General features: G+C 42.5%; 13 protein-coding genes. All 13 read right to left on the minus strand.

Annotated elements, in window-relative coordinates; all coding sequences use genetic code 11:
• Positions 1 to 14 precede the first annotated feature (14 nt).
• A complete protein-coding gene (locus H6G92_RS13085) occupies positions 15 to 1238 on the minus strand; it encodes a histidine phosphatase family protein (protein ID WP_242059118.1) in 1224 nt (407 codons plus the stop codon).
• Entirely contained in the window at positions 1222 to 3072 is a 1851-nt protein-coding gene (locus H6G92_RS13090) for an ABC transporter ATP-binding protein (RefSeq protein WP_190894114.1), read from the minus strand. Before H6G92_RS13090 ends, H6G92_RS13085 begins: the two co-directional genes overlap by 17 nt.
• Positions 3072 to 4130: a glycosyltransferase family 2 protein gene (locus H6G92_RS13095; protein ID WP_190894115.1), complete on the minus strand. Its 1059-nt coding sequence runs from the start codon at positions 4128 to 4130 to the stop codon at positions 3072 to 3074. Before H6G92_RS13095 ends, H6G92_RS13090 begins: the two co-directional genes overlap by 1 nt.
• A gap of 117 nt (positions 4131 to 4247) precedes the next feature.
• Positions 4248 to 5459: a glycosyltransferase gene (locus H6G92_RS13100; protein ID WP_190894116.1), complete on the minus strand. Its 1212-nt coding sequence runs from the start codon at positions 5457 to 5459 to the stop codon at positions 4248 to 4250.
• A 23-nt stretch (positions 5460 to 5482) separates the two neighbouring features.
• Positions 5483 to 6670, minus strand: coding sequence for a glycosyltransferase family protein (locus tag H6G92_RS13105; RefSeq protein WP_190894117.1), 1188 nt, complete (start codon positions 6668 to 6670; stop codon positions 5483 to 5485).
• Positions 6671 to 6685: 15 nt separating this feature from the next.
• Complete coding sequence (locus H6G92_RS13110) at positions 6686 to 7933, minus strand: glycosyltransferase family protein (RefSeq protein WP_190894118.1); 1248 nt, start codon at positions 7931 to 7933, stop codon at positions 6686 to 6688.
• Between the two features lie 195 nt (positions 7934 to 8128).
• The gene (locus tag H6G92_RS13115) at positions 8129 to 8695 is read right to left on the minus strand and encodes a hypothetical protein (RefSeq protein ID WP_190894119.1); all 567 of its coding nucleotides are present in this window, start codon (positions 8693 to 8695) and stop codon (positions 8129 to 8131) included.
• A 54-nt stretch (positions 8696 to 8749) separates the two neighbouring features.
• On the minus strand, positions 8750 to 9889 hold the full coding sequence (locus H6G92_RS13120; RefSeq protein WP_190894120.1) for a HAMP domain-containing protein: 1140 nt from the start codon (positions 9887 to 9889) through the stop codon (positions 8750 to 8752).
• A gap of 2 nt (positions 9890 to 9891) precedes the next feature.
• Complete coding sequence (locus tag H6G92_RS13125; protein ID WP_190894121.1) at positions 9892 to 10254, minus strand: response regulator transcription factor; 363 nt, start codon at positions 10252 to 10254, stop codon at positions 9892 to 9894.
• A 177-nt stretch (positions 10255 to 10431) separates the two neighbouring features.
• Positions 10432 to 11100, minus strand: a complete 669-nt coding sequence (locus tag H6G92_RS13130; protein ID WP_190894122.1) for a response regulator transcription factor — start codon at positions 11098 to 11100, stop codon at positions 10432 to 10434.
• On the minus strand, positions 11078 to 12682 hold the full coding sequence (locus H6G92_RS13135; protein WP_190894123.1) for a sensor histidine kinase: 1605 nt from the start codon (positions 12680 to 12682) through the stop codon (positions 11078 to 11080). Before H6G92_RS13135 ends, H6G92_RS13130 begins: the two co-directional genes overlap by 23 nt.
• A 74-nt stretch (positions 12683 to 12756) precedes the next feature.
• Positions 12757 to 14814: a serine/threonine-protein kinase gene (locus H6G92_RS13140; RefSeq protein WP_190894124.1), complete on the minus strand. Its 2058-nt coding sequence runs from the start codon at positions 14812 to 14814 to the stop codon at positions 12757 to 12759.
• A 446-nt stretch (positions 14815 to 15260) separates the two neighbouring features.
• Positions 15261 to 16313: a serine/threonine-protein kinase gene (locus H6G92_RS13145; RefSeq protein WP_190894125.1), complete on the minus strand. Its 1053-nt coding sequence runs from the start codon at positions 16311 to 16313 to the stop codon at positions 15261 to 15263.
• Between the last annotated feature and the right edge of the window lie 733 nt (positions 16314 to 17046).

Consider the following 17046-nt stretch of genomic DNA (forward strand, 5'->3'; position numbering starts at 1 on the left):
TGACAAATGACAAATTAAGTAATATTCATGGCTTGCAACACAGGGAAAGAGCTTTTTAGAGGATAATAAACAACGCTAAGAGTGTCGGGAATCACTTGCAAACACTGTGGTGAAGTGTCCAAGATGTGAACCAGCATATTTTCGATGATGGAGGGAGAAGCAACTACTAATCCAGTTGTGGGACGGGTTAAATCTATGTCATTTGATGGCACTACGGCGCGTTTAGATAAAAGGTTTTGCTGCCAGATGGCGAGAAAATCTTGCCGCAGTACTTGAAGTTGCACGGTTTTTGGATGATATTTAAGCAGTTGCTCGGCGTTTTGTTGGGAACTATCTAAATCACTGCTGAGACTGAAATCTATTGGTATTGTCTGAAAGCGTTCAGCTAGCTGATGAATTAAATGTGGCGCTGTGCCTGTGGCTGGTACTACAAGTAGACGCAGACCTTGTTTACCGTTCTTCAGCTTGGGGATGACTTCACTTAGATGGGTGGTAATATTCATTGCCTCCAGTCGCCCTTGCTGTTCACCGGGTGTAGGAAAATTCAGAATGCTGATGCCACAGTTTGATTGCTGGAGGACATGATATTTTTCACATTTCATGGCGATCGCAGTACTGATTAATGCCCGAATTGTGCCACTGTGGCTGACAATTAGAATAGTCTTGCCAACATGGCGCGGCAGAATTTCCTGCCAGAATTGATGGGTGCGATCGTACAAATCTAGTACGGGATAGCATTGCTGTACACATGTCGCAACCGCTACACCTGTTGTTTTTAAATGCTTTTCTGGCTGCGGTTCTGCCATTTGAAACTCATGGGGTCGCTCCTTCCAGCAGCGATAATCTGCCGCAAAGTGTTCTTGTACGTATTTGTATGTCAGTCCCTGCCATGTGGGCATATCGATTTCTTTGAGATAGGAAGATGTAAAGATTCTCTTCTGCTCCTCTACTTCCATCCCTTCTAGAATTTCAAATGTAGTTTCCTTGACTCGTCGGAGAGGACTTATATAAATTGCATCTAATTCTATTCCTTTGAGAGCAACCCCAGTTTGGTAAGCATCGCTGCGCCCCTTCTCAGTTAACACTGAATCATCGCAACTTCCTTGATAGCGCTTTTGGGCATTGTAGGTACTCTGACCATGACGCACTAAAATTACACGGGTTGAGTCAATTTTGGATTGGGGATTTTTCTTGTCTTCCTCATTTCCTACTCCCTTCTCATCAAGCTTCAACTGCATACACATCATCCTCGTGGGAATTTACCGCAGATTTCAAGGCATACATTGCGCTGTAGCGTCCACCTAAACGCAGCAATTCTTTGTGCGTACCTTGCTCTAAAATCTGTCCGTCTTCGATGTAGAGAATAAAATCGGCTTGTTCAACGGCTCTAAGATTATGAGAAACTACAAAGGTGGTGCATTTTTGAGTTAAGCGATCGAGTGCTTCGTTGACGGCGTGTTCGTTTTCGTTGTCTAAGCCAGTGGTAGGCTCATCTAGAATTGCAATCGCAGCTTGACGAATAGCAGCACGAGCAATGGAAATTCTCTGCCTTTGTCCTCCCGAAAGTGTCGCCCCTCTCTCCCCTAAAATAGTCTCGTAGCCTTCAGGTAGCGCCATGATAAAATCGTGGGCATTTGCCAGACGCGCAGCTTGTTCAATTGCTTGGTCTGAAGCCCCCAAACAGCCGTAGGCAATATTATCTTTGACGCTGGCAGCAAATAAAATTGTATCTTGTAACACCACGCTAATTTGCTGGCGGATAGATTGCACCTTGTATTCGCGCAGGTCATGACCATCAACTAAAATTCGCCCTTCGAATGGGTCATAAAGTCGTAACAACAAACTTACTAAGGTGGATTTACCGCCACCAGATGGTCCCACCAAAGCAACGTGTTGACCAGGTTGCACCTGAAAGCTGATATTTTGCAAAATTCTCTTTGCTGGTTCGTAGGCAAAGGTGACATTTTCAAACCGCACACCTCCCAGTAAAGGCGGTGCATCCATTGCTCCCCGTGAATCGCTGATTTCGGGTACGGTGTCCAGCACATCCAGGATACGCTCACCGGAAGCGGTAGCTTTAGCGATTTGCCCGGTATATTTGGCAAGTTGCCGCATCGGCTTAAAAGCAATCCTGAGATAGTTGACAAATACAAGCAAATCCCCAGGTGTGATCGCCTGTCTCAATACCAGCTGCACACCCCGCCATAACACCAAAGCAGTAGCAATGCCTACCAGCAGTTCTACCATCCGTTCTAAACCGGCTGCGAGTTTTTGCGCCTTGGCACTTTCTTTTAAACTTTGGCGATTATGTCCCGAAAAAGTCCTCTCCAGCATATTTTGCAGAGAGAGGGCTTGAACAACCTTGATTGCCCCGATGGATTCCGCCGCCGTTGCGGCCATTGCCCCTTCGCGTTGACGTTGCGATCGCACTACTTGCCGAATGCGTTTTGTCAAGCGCATGGTGAAGAAAATAAATAAGGGAAACACGGCGACAGCAATTAGCGCTAGTTCCCAATGCAGCCAGAACATGACAAAAATCATCCCGACTAAGGTGAGGGAATGGGCAATTAGGGGTAATACTGCCATCACCGTCACCTCTCGCAGTCGTTCAATATCGGAGGTAACGCGGGTAATTAAATCGCCGGTTTTGGCTTTGTGGTGAAATGATAAAGAGAGACTTTGGAGATGACTGTAAAGGTCAGAACGAATTTCAGTCAACACATTACTAGCTGCCAGTGCCATGCCCACCACACTAAAGTAAGCAGCAGTAGCCCGAAGTAAAGCGATCGCTACTAAACCCAACGTCAAGCCTGTTAATAGGGCAAATGGGCCCAGTCCTGAAAGTAGGGGAATTCCTAAAGACTGAGATCGAAAACCAGGTACAAGGATGTAATCAAAAATAAACTTTAGCGGCCAGGGTTCCAGCAGGTGCAAGAAAATCTCAGCCATCAGTGCCACAAAAGAGACAATCAGCAGCGCCTTTTGTTTGCTCAACTGGGGCGAAAACCGCTGCAAAATCCGCACAATTCCTGGTAAAGCAGCCCTCAGACTTTTGGGATCTCTAGCCGCCATTACGACTTATCTCCCTCCAGGGAATGAACGAGAGAGACTAACTTGGGGACGGGTTTGGTTGTGTTGACTGTGGGATGACTTTGAGTATAGCGATCGCTAATGTAGTAATTTAATTTTCTTTCAAGAGCGATCGCTATTTTCTCCAGCCACAGGGGATTTTTCCCAAAGGTGAGACGACTTAGCAACGGCTTCAAAAATCCCTGATGACGACGATGCCCCATCCGCTTGTAGCGTTTCTTAAAATACTTGTCATTAGACGTTAAATCCCACTTTTCGGAGAAGTGTTTTAAACTGGCAATTTCCCAAGCATCACTCCAGCGCAGCATAAAGAATGCCAGTTCTGACAATTCAAACTTTAGCCCTGGTACATAGGTAACTACCGAGGCTGGTTCACAGTAAAATGTACCTCCTGCCTCAGCCACTTTTAGACAAAAATCGATATGTTCCCGCGTACTCAGGAATTTCTCGTCTAACAGCCCAATTCGCCCAAAAATCTCAGTGCGAACTAACATACAGTGAAACTCGGCAAACTCGCATTGCTGACGATGAAGTTGATCCTGCACCTCAGCAACTTTCCGATTTACAAAGTAGTGTTTTTCATGCACCCGTCGCTTGATTGCAGTTTCCTGTATCTCCACAACAATATGAGCTTCACCACCCGCCAAATGTACTGTTTCTCCTAAAGGCTGACCAATGCAAGTAAGGGGACAGACTACAGTCGCGTTTGTTTCTTTGGCACATTCGAGTAAGGAGTTGAGCCAACCTGGACTAACAATTACATCGTTGTCAATAAATACTAAATACTCGCTATTAACTTGTTGTAAACCCAGGTTACGGGCTTGGTTGGGTGATAGGTAGTGTTCTGTACGAATTAATTGGAATCCTTTTGCTTGGGCTTGTTCTTTGAGGTAGCGCTGGATATGCTCAGGTGAACCGCCATCTACATAAACTAGGGAGAAAGGTAGTTGAGTGTGTTCGTAAATGCTTTCTAACGATTCGCGGGTGTAACTGAATCGCTCACGCTGCGAAACAATTATGGTGATTTGTGGTTTGTTCATGGTTTCAAAGTTATAAGAAAACGAACCGCGAAGGGCGCAAAGGGCGCTAAGGAAGAGGTGTTTTAGAGGGATCTTGTGTGAGTCCTAAATTCTTTTAGTTCTCTGGATTGGAAGGGACTACACGAGGGATATTTCGCCTAACAAAACTGATTCAGATGCCGCTAAGACTCGTTGGTAAACATTCATCCAGTTTTGGTATTCTACTGATGGGGCAAGCTGTTGAGTTACTTTTGTTTTGGCTCCTGCACCCAACTTTTGCCGCAATTCTGGTTGTGTTGCTAAATATCGAAGTGCAGCAATTAATTCTTCTGTACTGCCGGGATTGATAAGTAAACCGTCTACACCATCTTCTATAATTTCTGCGATCGCATCTACACGAGTGCCAATTACTGCTCGACTCGCTAGCATCGCTTCTAAAAGCGTATTGGGGCAACCGTCATGCAGTGAGGGAATTGCAAAAATATCTAAATGGGGGAGATAAGCTAAAGCTTCTTGGCGGCTGGTAATTCCAGTGATGCGGAGGCGATTACCAATACCGCTTTGCTGTACTTGTTGTTCCCAGTATTCTCGTTCTTTCTCAACAAAATCACCTATCAACAATAGTGTTAAATCTAACTCTTTACCCAATTGGGCACAAGCATCGAGGAGAAATTCAATGCCCTTCTTGTCTCGGAACCTACCCGATGAACCAATAACAATACCTGGCAATTCGTTAATTAGAGACGGAGTGGGGAATTGTTCAAAGTTAATAGGTGCGATGGAATTCCAGAAAGCTGATGATTTTAACTTCACACTTGGACTAATAACACTAGCTCTTTTGAGCAAGTCACGGCTGACAAATGTCACCCAAGCAGAATTCTCTAAAATCCATGCTATTTGAGCATGATTCTTAGGATTAAAAATATGCTTATGTAAGTCGCTACCACGAACACTATTGATTACCGAAACATCATTTTCTTTTGCTAAAAGCGTTGTTACATAACCTGTTTCATTCATAAAGAAGGCGTGAAACAAGTCAAAGCTATGTTTTTGATGCAGACATTTGAGTTGAAAGTAAACGTCGCTAAAAAAGTCTTGGATTTCTGTTGTTTGATTGCGAACGGCTGACTTAATGCGATGCACAAACACACCATTTTGAAGCGTTGATGTGCAACTTGCTCGTCTGCGACTTCCATCATAAACTAGGCGTTGTTTTGAACGAAAAACTGCAACGTGAACTTCATAGCCACTGTTAATTAGCATCTGGGAAATTCGATGTACTGATTCACCAACCCCGCCAATATCGGGTGGATATTCGAGTGTAGTAATACAAATTCTTGTTTTATCCATGATTCTATTTTTCTATGAATTTATTATGCAACTTTTTGTTTAACTGCTAAAGTTTTTAAGATGGTTGCAGTCTTTTCAACTCCGCTGGAATCAAAGCTAATTTTGTTTGGTTGCTCTTTGAGGTAATTAATAATATTAATAGCAAAGTAATCGGGTTGCAAATCATTAGGATTGATAAATTTGACGATTCCTAAATTGCTTAACTTTTCGGCTCTAATAGTTTGTTCTCGATCCTGGTTGCCTGTAAAGGGAAGAATCATGGCTCGTACACCTGTGGTTAGAACATTCATTGTGGTGTTATAGCCAGACATATTTATGGAAAGGTCTGCTTTTTTCATGTAATTTAGCAAGTAAGGAGTATAGCGTCGAATGTGGAGATTTTTACTATGTCTTGCCATTGCTTGCAACTCATGAAATTTTGAATCTGGGATGAATGGTCCGGTAAAAACCTGAATGTTGTGCGGTAATACTTTCTCTAAGAAAGGGGCTGTTTTCACTACAGATTCAAGCAATTCATGACCAAATCTCCCACCTCCTACGCTGACTAAAATCAGGGGTTTGTCTGAGCTAATAATTTCTCGATCTTCATCAGTTAAAATAGGATTTGTCAGTGGTTCTTGCACAACATATCCCGTGTAATATACTTCACAGTTAAGGTCGTTAACTCTAGAAAAGGTTGCTTCTAGTGGGACTAATTCCGGGTCACCGTGAACCAGTAACATATCAAAATATTTGTTAATTAAGTTACATACTTTTTCTTCGTGTTTCGCCTGTTTCTCTGGTTTAGCAACTACAATATCTCGCAAGCTAGAAACAACTTTGGTTGAGCTTCTATTTGATTTTGCTCTTTCTAACAAGGGAATTAATTCAAAAGAGAAGCGTCTTCTTCCAAAGGGAAATAACTCAACTATTAAAATATCAGGCTGGAATTGGTCAAATATTTCCAGAAGTCGATTTTTTCTGATTTCCTTGACTTCGGTGAGACTAAAGACATCATCTACTACTTGCAGTTCTGTAAATTCTGCGTCAGTTTTAATTGCAGGCAAGTTTATGACTTCGACACCAGCAGGAATTTCAAATCCTTGAATTATTTCACCGCCATTAATAAAACAAATTTGGAAGTCTTTGGTTAAACCGCGCACAATTTCCCGACTGCGAACTAGATGCCCCATACCCAAAATATGTTGGCAGTAGAACATAAGACGTTTCATAACAACTTTACCTCTTTAAACAATTTTGGCAATCATTGCTAATTCCGGTAATTGTTCCGGGGACTTGTAGCAAAATGGAATCACGCTCTTTTTTTTTGCTAGTAAGGTGGAGATATATTGGCTAATTTTGGGCAATCCATCCAGATTAATTGTCGTCAGGGAAATCTGCGGAGTTTGGAGTTGTTTTAACAGCGATCGCAGTAAAAAATCTGGAGCTAGATCATTTGGATGAATAGCCGCTAAAACCCCTAATTTTTCCAAGTGTTCTGCACGAATGCACTGTTCTCGTGATGGTTTAATTCTAGGTATGACTACTGCTGGCTTACCCACTGAGAGAATCTCGCAAGTTGTGTTGTAGCCTCCCATTGCTACTACGGCATCTGCGGCGGCGATGTAACTCATCAAATCATCGGTAAAGTCGCTCATCTGCACCTGAGGATATGCAGCAGCTTTTTGTTCTAATGCTGCTTTATCTTTGACGGGCATTTCCGGGCCACATATAATTAAACTTCGTAATTTATAAGAAGCTGGCAACAATGCCAAACTCGATAAATAGTTATCAATTAAGCTGTAACCATCTTCGCCACCACCCGGCGTAACTAAAATAAGTTGTTCTTCTGGACTTAATCGCAACTCACTACGGATAAGATTTGGACTTTTACGCCCCAGTTCTGTGCGGATGTAACCACAGAACTGCACCTTCTGGGCAACCATTGGCGGTAGTTGATATTCTTGGCGGATATCGAAAATTTCGGGAGTGCCAACCACAAGCACGGACTTGTAAAATGTATCGATTGCTTCGTAGTAACCGTGCTTTTGCCATTCTGCGATTGTCACATCTGGATGATCTAAAATGTCACGCAGCAGGAGAATTAAGGGAGTTTCCGGCAATTTTGCTTTCAGATATTCGACAGTAGCTTTTAATTCATTGCGGATACCATAGGGCTTTTTGTCTACTAGAAATATATCCGGTTTAAAATTAGCGATCGCAGATAAAATTAACTCTGAGCGCAATTTCACTGTTTCATCTATTTCTGTCCCCAGATACTTGACATACATTTCACCTGATGTTCCCCGATTTAAACAGGGTAGCTTAATGTAATCAAGTCTTTTCGGGAGACGAAAACTGTGCAGCATCGGCGAACCAGAAACAACTAAAATAGAAAGTTCTGGAATCGAATCAAGTAAATGGGTGCAGATTGCCAGCATTCTGCGAATATTACCGAGACCAAAGCCATCGTGGGAATATACCATCAGTCTCATGGCTAAATGTCCCTCAATTATTCAGTGAATAGATGCATGCAGTACTAATTAAATAGGTTCTCAATCTTCTATGAGTCTTTTATGAAACTTGTATGAGAATTTTCTCATAATTCTGCCCTGTTGGCACAGCCTCTCGTAGAGAAGGGGCTTGCTTAGAGACAATTTATAAAGTAAATCTTTAGTCGCCGTAGTCGATTAATTCAAGTATCGAATCGACTGCGAAACTTTGACTGCTTCTTGGGGAGTAACGTTACTACAATTAGACAATTCTGGTATTACTCCCGTACCAACAAATCTGTAAAAGGGGCCATTTTGCTCTCCCAACCACTGCGATAGCAATGTTGGTTGTTTGGCATTACCGTATAATCCTTGTTCCAAAACACTTTTTCCAAATATCGGAGAATTTATCGGGTAACTGCGTGACCCAGAGGGCAAGTCGCCAATACCACCAGATGCTGACTCAATCGCAAAGCATTTATCTGCACTTAAATTTTGGTAAATAACTAAGTAACGCAAGCTGTCAACATTTTCGCGCCCAGCCGAGACTAATACTTTATCGGCATGAAAATTTGCGGGTACGTAACTTGGTAATGCTAATTTTAACCCTAGCGATCGCAAAACTTTTAACTGAGTCGGTGTTAATTTTATTACCGAATTGGTTTGTGAAGGTTTAGGTTGAGCAATCACCGTAGCCGTAGAAGCAATGATACAGGCGACAACGCAAGAAGAAGCAAAGTTAACGGAGTATTTGAATAATTTCATGGTTAATAATTATACTTGCCACACATGAATTTGCTCAACTGGGCACCCTACAAACTAATGCTTCCTCTGCCCCTCCCCCTGCTCATTTTCCACGAGTTGTGCTTGGGTGGAACGTAATTCCGCTAACGCCAATTCTAAGCGTTGATTTTTCTCATCTAACTCCCGTGTCCGTTCGCGCACTTTCTTTTCTAGCACCTGGCTATATACTTCTAGCTGTTCGTTAGCATCCTTTTGGGCTTTGATGAGTTGCTGAACTTCTTGAATAAGACGATTGAGGGAAGTCGCTAAGATGCCAACTTCATCATTAGTCGTAACGGGTGCTTGTAAATCGAAGTTAGATTCTTCTGTAACCTGTTGGGCAATATGAGTGACAGCTTGAATGGGACGGGCAATGGCGCGACTGGTGTAAATTGCTAGTAATGTGGCGATCGCAATTGATAGTGACAGGCTACCGATGATAATGTATAAGCGTAATTTTTCTGCCGTTTGTAGTTCCTGTTTTGCTTGCTGATACTCCTCGGCTGTAATTTGCACAAGGCTCGTGATGTCATTGAGAAAGTCATCCATCAAAAAAACTGACGAGCCATGCATGAAATTGAACAATTGACTTTGTGCTGTCTTGATTTGACTGGGTGATAATTTATTGGGATTATTATCCCGAAAAAAAGCTTCTGTACGCTGTAAGTAAGCACTAAAACCTTTATAGTTCTGCAACAAGGGGTAAACTGCTTTCTGCCCACTTATAGAACCATATACGGTGGGCTTGTTAATGGTATAGTTTGCTGTTAATTCAAACCAAAGTTGTCGGGCTTCGGCAACATGCTCAATTAATTGAGTATAATTTTTTTCCCACAGTTTTGGTCTATCCATGTAGAGAATCAGTTGGTGTTGAGTGGTGCGTACATAAAAAACGCTCGTTTTTAGTTGAGATGCTTGATATAACTCTTCAAATGCTGCGTCTTCCCGCTTTTGCGCTTTCTGCTTGTAATGATCTGCAATCACAAAACCCATAGTAGTTCCCAGCACGGCGATGCTAACAAGCAGCGCATATCCAATACCGATCTTTTGACCAACCTTCAAATAGCTAAACCAATGTCTAGAGATACTTGTGTGTGTAGCTAAGTTGTTTGATAGTTGTAAGCGGCTATTTGATTGCTTAGAAGTCAGTTTACCGAACTTACTGTACTGTTTCATACTCAACCACGACTTAGATGGATTTGAATTCGTTCCAGCAAGTCACTGAAGCGAAATGGCTTAGTGATATAGTCATTTGCTCCATTGTTGAATGCGATCGCTCCTTCATGATCGTCTTTACGAGCTGTGACGATGATAATAGGTAGAGTCTCTCCTTGTCTACGAAGTTCTTTTAATACTGTCCAACCGTCCACAAATGGTAATCCCAAATCAAGCAGCATCAAATCAAATTTACTATTTTGAGCCAGAAGGAGCGCCTGCTGTCCATCTTTGGCAACGGTGGTTGTGTATCCCTGTCTGCGTAAGCCTTTTTCTATAAAAGCAGCAACACCTGCTTCGTCTTCAACAATTAAAATTTGATTCATAAATCAGAATTCAGGAGTCAGAAGAATCGTCTCGTTTTCTCCATTGCCGTAATATAAGGTCAACAATTTCGTAGTCAGGACTTTAGTCCTTATTTTCTAAGCACCCTTTGTGCTTACTACAAACCATCAGAACTAGCTTGACAAAGTTCTATTAGCACTTGGGTAAGTACTAAACAATTATGTTCGCAAGCGATAACCCATCCCTCTAACGGTTTCAATGACGTTGCTGCCTAGTTTTTTGCGGAGATAACCGACATATACATCAACAATATTAGAACCTGGGTTATAGTCGTAGCCCCAAACGTAATCTAGCAGTTGTTCTCGACTAATAACCTGTCCAGGATGACGGCAAAACATTTCTGCCATTGTAAATTCACGAGCAGGTAATTCTATCAAGCGATCGCCTACTTTCACCTGTCGAGTTCGCAGATCAAGTACTACGTTACCAGCTTTCAGGACAAACTCTTGGGCATCTTTCACAGGTCTAGCAGTTCGCAAACGCAACCTTACCCGCGCCAGAAGTTCTTCAAATCGGAAGGGTTTGGTGACATAATCATCTGCGCCCCCTTCTAGTCCAGCGACTTTATCGTGAATATCACTCCGAGCCGAGAGGATAATTACAGGTAAATCTTCTCCCTGGCCCCGCAGTTCTTCTAGTACCTGAAATCCATCTTTTCCAGGCAAACCCAAATCCAAAATTAGTAAGTCAAAAGTTCCACTCTGTGCTATGTCCAGCACATGCAGTCCATCGGCAACAACTGCGGTTGTAAATCCTTGCGATCGCAATCCTTTCTCAATAAATGAGGCAATCCGGGGTTCATCTTCAGCGATGAGAATGTTGGGCATATGCACTCATTTCCTGCGGTGGATCGAGGGGTAAAACGATGGTAAACATCGAACCTTTTCCTAGTTGACTCCGAAGCAATACCTGTCCACCGTGCGCCTCGGCGATCGCTCGGACAATTGACAGTCCCAATCCCGCACCCTCGGAACGACGGCGACTGTTAGAAGTTCGAGCAAAACGTTCAAAAATCCGTTTTTGATCAACAAGGGGAATGCCTTCGCCTGTATCGCGTATCCAGAAACGTACCTTTCCTTTCGCGATCGCAGAACCTATGGAGATAGTATCACTCTTTGAAGTATGCTGAGTAGCATTCTGCGCCAGATTGATCATAGCCTCAGTAATTCTTTGGCGATCAACTATAATCTGACCCTTTGCCACCGCATCTATTTGCCAATCGCGCTCTGCTAGTGCCTGGGCTTTGACAAATAACTCTTGGGTTAAGTCTGCTACATTCACCGTTGCCAACTGCAAAAAGTCTAAGCGTTCTGCCTTTGCCAACAAAATCATGTCATCGACTAGACGGCTCATCCGGTCTAATTCTCCTATGACCAGCGCCAAGGTTTCCTGTTGCTCTTGGGGGTCATCTCCCATCAGTTCCAGATGTCCGCGAATGATGGTAATCGGAGTCCGCAATTCATGCCCAGCATCGTTGACAAATTCCCGCTGGGTGGCAAAAGCTGCCTCTAGTCTGTCCATCATTTCGTTGAATGTCGTTGCTAGTTCTGCCAGTTCTCCCTTACCTCGCGCAGGTAAGCGCTGGGTTAAATCTGACTCACTAATTGCATGGGCAGTTGTGGTAATCGCCCTTAGGGGAGCTAGAACCCGTCCCGCCGCCAACCACGCCAAGATGAACGATACCACAAATACTAAACTAGAAACCTCAATAATTACCGAAACTGCTTCTAGAGCTTCTGCCCGCTCACCATCTGTAGTATGGGCAATAACGAAGACACCCTGAATTTCTCCATTAATTTTAATTGGTTCTACAATATAAAGAATTTTACTAAGATCAGGGTCAGAAAATTCTTTTTCTCCCTGCTCTGGTTTGGTTTGTTTTGCCCACCGCTTCATGAGCTGTGAATCCTTGGCAAGTGATTTGGGACGCGCTCTCGGACTAGATTTATAAAATTCTCCATCAACAAAGGTGATGAAGTAAGAGTCATCCTCTGGTAGTCGATACAACAGATAAGCTCTGAAAAGTCTGATCAAATCTTCTTTGGAAGCTGGAGGAGCAATTTGTTTTTTGCCAGCCAGCAACCATTTCAATTGCTCTGGCCCAATCACTATGTCTTCTGGGTCGTCCTCAGTGAGTGCATCCTCTGGAGCAAAAATTTCACCTTTCATTAACGCATCCAAAGCCACCATGTCTTGTAACATATCTTGACGGACGCGCTCATCAATGCGCTGGTAGAGCTGGTAGCGAAATGCGGGAATGGCGATGAGAAAGGTTATCCCCAAAATCAGCAAGTACCAGAGCAAAATTCGGGTGCGTGCTTCTCCAAAGACTTGCTGCCAACCTGAAAATAGCTTAGGTATTTTAATGCCAAACCTGCGATCGCGGCGATGGGTTGTGGCGCTGCTCATTTTCACCCCTCCTCACTTGAGACAGTTTATCGCAATTGAGGATTTGTGATTTGATGAACTATCCCAATCCCTACTCACTGAGACAAGCGCCAAATCTTAATAGTATTGTCCTCACTACCGCTGACAAGGGTTTTGTCATCAGGACTGAAGGTAACGGATGTCACGGTGTTAGTGTGCCCCGGCAATGTGAGAATTTCCTCTCCTGTGGCTGAATTCCATAGTTTGATAGTGCGATCGCGGCTACCACTAGCAATAATTTTACCATCAGCACTGAAGGCTACGGTTGTGACAGTGTTTCCATGTCCCACTAGTGTGCGAATTTCTTTTCCCGTAACTAGATTCCAAAGTTTAATGGAGCGTAGGCGTAGCCTGTCGTAGGCATCGCGGCTAGCACTGGCTAAAATTTTACCATCTGGGCTGATAGCTACGGCTGTTACTGTTTGAGAATTTCCCTCCAGTGTACGGATTGAATACCCTTTTGTTAGATTCCAGATTTTGATCGTCTTATCAAAACTGCCACTGGCAAGAATCACGCCATCCTGGCTCATGGCTATCGATCGCACCCAGAATGTATGCCCTACCAGTGTCCGAATTTGCTCTCCTGTTACTAAATCCCAGATTTTAATGGTGTTGTCATCACTACCAGTAACTAGGGTCTGGCTATCAGCGCTGATGGCTAGGGCATGAACTGAGTCAGAATGCCCTGTAAGAGTGCGAATTTGTTTTCCGGTTGCTAGATTCCAGATTTTGATAGTGCTGTCATCATTACCACTAACCAAAGTTTTGCCATCTGGGCTAATCATCACAGTATTCACCTGCTGAGAATAGGCGTTGAGTGAAGAGATTGCTTTTCCGGTTGCTAGATTCCAAAGTTTAATTGTGCGATCGTCGCCACTGCTAGCAATTGTTTTACCATCGGGGCTGATGGTGACGGATAAAACCGAGTTTTCATGTCCCTGAAGGGTGTTCGCTAAGGAAACGTTCCCCAAAGTAATCTTTGGTGGTTGAACTAAAACCGCCTCATTTTTGCCAGAATTATTGTGCTGACTCAGCCTAGAGACCAAAGTAGTCTGAATCCGGCGAAAATGTTTATACCAAGATTCTTGGAATCCGAACAACAGAATAAAAGCACTTACCAAAACTAATGTTCTCAGTAAGGGATAAGTTTTTGGTAAATATGGGGCTTGAGTTGCGGGTATTTTCCCAGATGACTTACCCGCAGGTGGTAGTGCCAGGAGTTGTTTTGGAGTCAAGTCTCTGAGGACTTCATCGGCTGATTGGTAACGTTCATGGATGTCTTTTTTCAAAAGCTTGTCGATGACAAAATCCAATTCAGGATTTAATGGACTCCGCAAATATTCCCGCCAATTACTCACCCAGGCGTACCCAGATTCCATCCATAACTGAAAAGGAGAATTTCCCGTTAGTAGATGAAAGCAGGTAGCCCCCAAACCGAACAAGTCACTGGCGGGAAAAGCTTTACCATCTCTAATCTGTTCCAGGGGAGAATAACCATGTGAACCAATGGATGTGCCAGATTTTTGCTGAACTCTGGCTGTAAATTGCTTTGAGGAACCAAAATCAATCAGACTTAATCGCCCATCACTTTTATGACGGATAATATTTTCTGGTTTGATATCCCGATGAATAACTTTGCGATCGTGGATAAATTTCAGGATGGGCAGTAAATCTAGCAAAATAGATTGAATTTCCCTAGCGTTATACGCCTTGCGTTGCTGCAACTCCTTTAATAAATTTTCTCCATTGATAAACTGCTGCACTAAATATAGGCAGCCGTCTTGCTCAAAGTAAGCTAGCAAAGTCGGAATTTGGGGATGTTCACCAAGGTCTTGTAGTCGCTGCGCTTCTTCCGCAAACAACTCCATCGCCTTTTTTTGCGACCAAGTTCCTTGGAATTTTGGAGCTAATTGCTTGATAACACAGCGTTCATTGAGTTTATCTACATCTTCTGATAGATAGGTTCTGCCAAATCCCCCCTCATCTGAAAGGACTCGGATGACACGGAAACGATTTCTTAAAAGTGACACCAATGGGGTGCTACAACTTTGGCAAAACTTCTTTCCATTGGGATTCAGGGGATTTGAGCAATCGGGATTTAAGCAGCAGATCATGATCTGACAGGCGCGACTGCATGACAACTTAGGCTAAGTTTGCCCCGAACTTTCCCTTAAAAAAATTAGCTCTCGCTTACTTGTGGTAGACAACCCTGTTCTGGGGATTGGGGAATTACTTAATATAGTTAGCGTTTGTAAATAGTAGTCAGTCTTCCTTATTTGTGGAAAACTACGAGAGCCATAAGATTAATTATTCTTTCGATTATATAGTAATCTGAATAAAAAATTTTTCTAAACTTTTAAACCTAGTAATTTTGCTTGTATATTGTCAACCAATAACTGACTAAGTATTAGAGAGAAACCCTGATTAATTAACCATCACCGATTATGAAATGTAGTTAAAATGCTTACTAAATTTGTTTTAGCTATTTTAAATCGCCATAATTAATTATTCATTTTATACGTTAGGTAAAAAGGGCTTCAAATTAACTGTGCGAACTTGCTTACTTGAGCCTTGCTCTCCATTTACGAATAGCACTAGCAGTCCTGGCGACAGGTGGTATGTATACATCAGGAGTTTCGGAGGAATTTCCGTGTTGTGCAATACTTTTATTATTTAATTTTTGGGTAGTTAGACAGTTAGCCAAAGTAGGCAAATAGCTTTCGTTACTTAAAGCTTTCATCACTTCATCGGCAGTCTTAAACCGATCATTTAACGTAATTTTCACCATTTTTCCTAAAATCTGGGCGAAACTATCGCTAATATTTACCTCTTTTTGCCAGCATATCTCACCAGTATTTGCGTCGTAGTCAAATTCTAAAGGACTTTTAGCAGTCAACATATAAATACAAGTTACACCCAGTGCATAAATATCACTGGCATAAACTGGACGTAGAGAAAACTGTTCTGGTGGTGCAAATCCTCTAGTTCCGATAAAGTTGGTGTTTGCAGTTTGATTGATTGAGTTTTCACAAGCATTAACTAATTGCTCTTTCACCGCACCAAAATCAATCAGCACTACCCGCCCGTCATACTCACAGCGCAATAAATTCTGGGGCTTAATATCCCGATGAATCACATGATGTTTATGAAGATACTGTAATACAGGTAATAATTCCTGCAAAAACTGTTTAACTGAGCCTTCACTTTTGGGCCCAGTTTGCCGCATTTCTCGTGCCAAAGTCAAACCCGGTACGTATTCTTGAATTAAAAAAAACTCCCCATTCGCCTGAAAGTAGTCTAATAGCATGGGAATTTGCGAATGGCTACCGAGTTGACCCAAAGTTCTTGCTTCTTTTTCAAAGCGCGTACACGCCTTTTGCCAACTTTGGGGGCTAGTTACTTTCGGACAAAGCTGTTTAATGACACACAGGGGATTCCCAGGTAATACGGCATTTTTGGCTAAAAATGTGATGCCAAAACCACCTCTACCCAAAATTTGCAATATTTCATAGCGATCGCGAAATAGCCTTTTGGAACCACACATCTGACCAAGTTGAGTTTGCTGTGAAATGCTCTCTTGAGAATTAGTTATTTTCTGAGAAAAGCGATTCATTAGTATAAAATATCTGCTCTGAAATGTCTCTAATCTTACGATAAATATTCATTGGGAGCAGTAAGATTACTGCATCTTTGCCAAATCCTTATTACTCTCCTATTGAAAATTCAAAAAGTAAAAATAAATTTTGCAGAATTTACGCATTGACAAGAGAAATTCAATATGCTTTACAAAGATTATCATTAAATAGCCACAAAGGTTACAAGTCAAGAGAACCTACTTGTTAGTACGCAAATTATCAATGAGGTTTGTATAAATTTAATCTGCAAAGTTTTGATAACTCGCAGATTCAAAACTTAATTAAAGATTTGGCACAAAGCTGTGAAATATTACCTGTATCGCTAAAAACGCTTTAGTATGCAGTTAAATTGCGCGTAGGCGTAGCGCGTCCTAGATGCGATCGTTTTACAATAACCTCATCATTGCCAGTGCCGTTTTAGGGTAAGCAAGTATTTTGTACTCAGAAGAAATGCAAGATGGCTGAATTATCGAAAATACTTTACAGATTGTGAATCGATTTTTAACACTATCTATATTGATATAGCGGTTCCCATTCACATGCGGTACAACATTAAGTAAGACGAGGTGTAGGGGCACGGCACTGCCGTGCCCCTACGGATGTACTCACGTAAACAGCTTGAGTAAACAATCAAGCATATTGAGCAGTATCTTCAGAAGTCGGGAATCTGACCTAGCTTCATCTATCCCTACAACCTGCCTGTAAAATTGA

The organism is Nostoc foliaceum FACHB-393 (assembly GCF_014698505.1).
In the GTDB taxonomy this organism is placed as follows: Bacteria; Cyanobacteriota; Cyanobacteriia; order Cyanobacteriales; family Nostocaceae; genus Nostoc; species Nostoc foliaceum_A.

Excerpts from the sequence above, each read along its gene's own strand:
- H6G92_RS13120 (WP_190894120.1), bottom strand. The coding sequence starts at position 9,889 with ATGAAACAGTACAGTAAGTTCGGTAAACTGACTTCTAAGCAATCAAAT.
- H6G92_RS13135 (WP_190894123.1), bottom strand. The coding sequence starts at position 12,682 with ATGAGCAGCGCCACAACCCATCGCCGCGATCGCAGGTTTGGCATTAAA.
- H6G92_RS13100 (WP_190894116.1), bottom strand. The coding sequence starts at position 5,459 with ATGGATAAAACAAGAATTTGTATTACTACACTCGAATATCCACCCGAT.
- H6G92_RS13130 (WP_190894122.1), bottom strand. The coding sequence starts at position 11,100 with ATGCCCAACATTCTCATCGCTGAAGATGAACCCCGGATTGCCTCATTT.
- H6G92_RS13115 (WP_190894119.1), bottom strand. The coding sequence starts at position 8,695 with ATGAAATTATTCAAATACTCCGTTAACTTTGCTTCTTCTTGCGTTGTC.
- H6G92_RS13140 (WP_190894124.1), bottom strand. The coding sequence starts at position 14,814 with ATGATCTGCTGCTTAAATCCCGATTGCTCAAATCCCCTGAATCCCAAT.
- H6G92_RS13125 (WP_190894121.1), bottom strand. The coding sequence starts at position 10,254 with ATGAATCAAATTTTAATTGTTGAAGACGAAGCAGGTGTTGCTGCTTTT.
- H6G92_RS13085 (WP_242059118.1), bottom strand. The coding sequence starts at position 1,238 with ATGCAGTTGAAGCTTGATGAGAAGGGAGTAGGAAATGAGGAAGACAAG.
- H6G92_RS13145 (WP_190894125.1), bottom strand. The coding sequence starts at position 16,313 with ATGAATCGCTTTTCTCAGAAAATAACTAATTCTCAAGAGAGCATTTCA.
- H6G92_RS13105 (WP_190894117.1), bottom strand. The coding sequence starts at position 6,670 with ATGAAACGTCTTATGTTCTACTGCCAACATATTTTGGGTATGGGGCAT.
- H6G92_RS13110 (WP_190894118.1), bottom strand. The coding sequence starts at position 7,933 with ATGAGACTGATGGTATATTCCCACGATGGCTTTGGTCTCGGTAATATT.
- H6G92_RS13090 (WP_190894114.1), bottom strand. The coding sequence starts at position 3,072 with ATGGCGGCTAGAGATCCCAAAAGTCTGAGGGCTGCTTTACCAGGAATT.
- H6G92_RS13095 (WP_190894115.1), bottom strand. The coding sequence starts at position 4,130 with ATGAACAAACCACAAATCACCATAATTGTTTCGCAGCGTGAGCGATTC.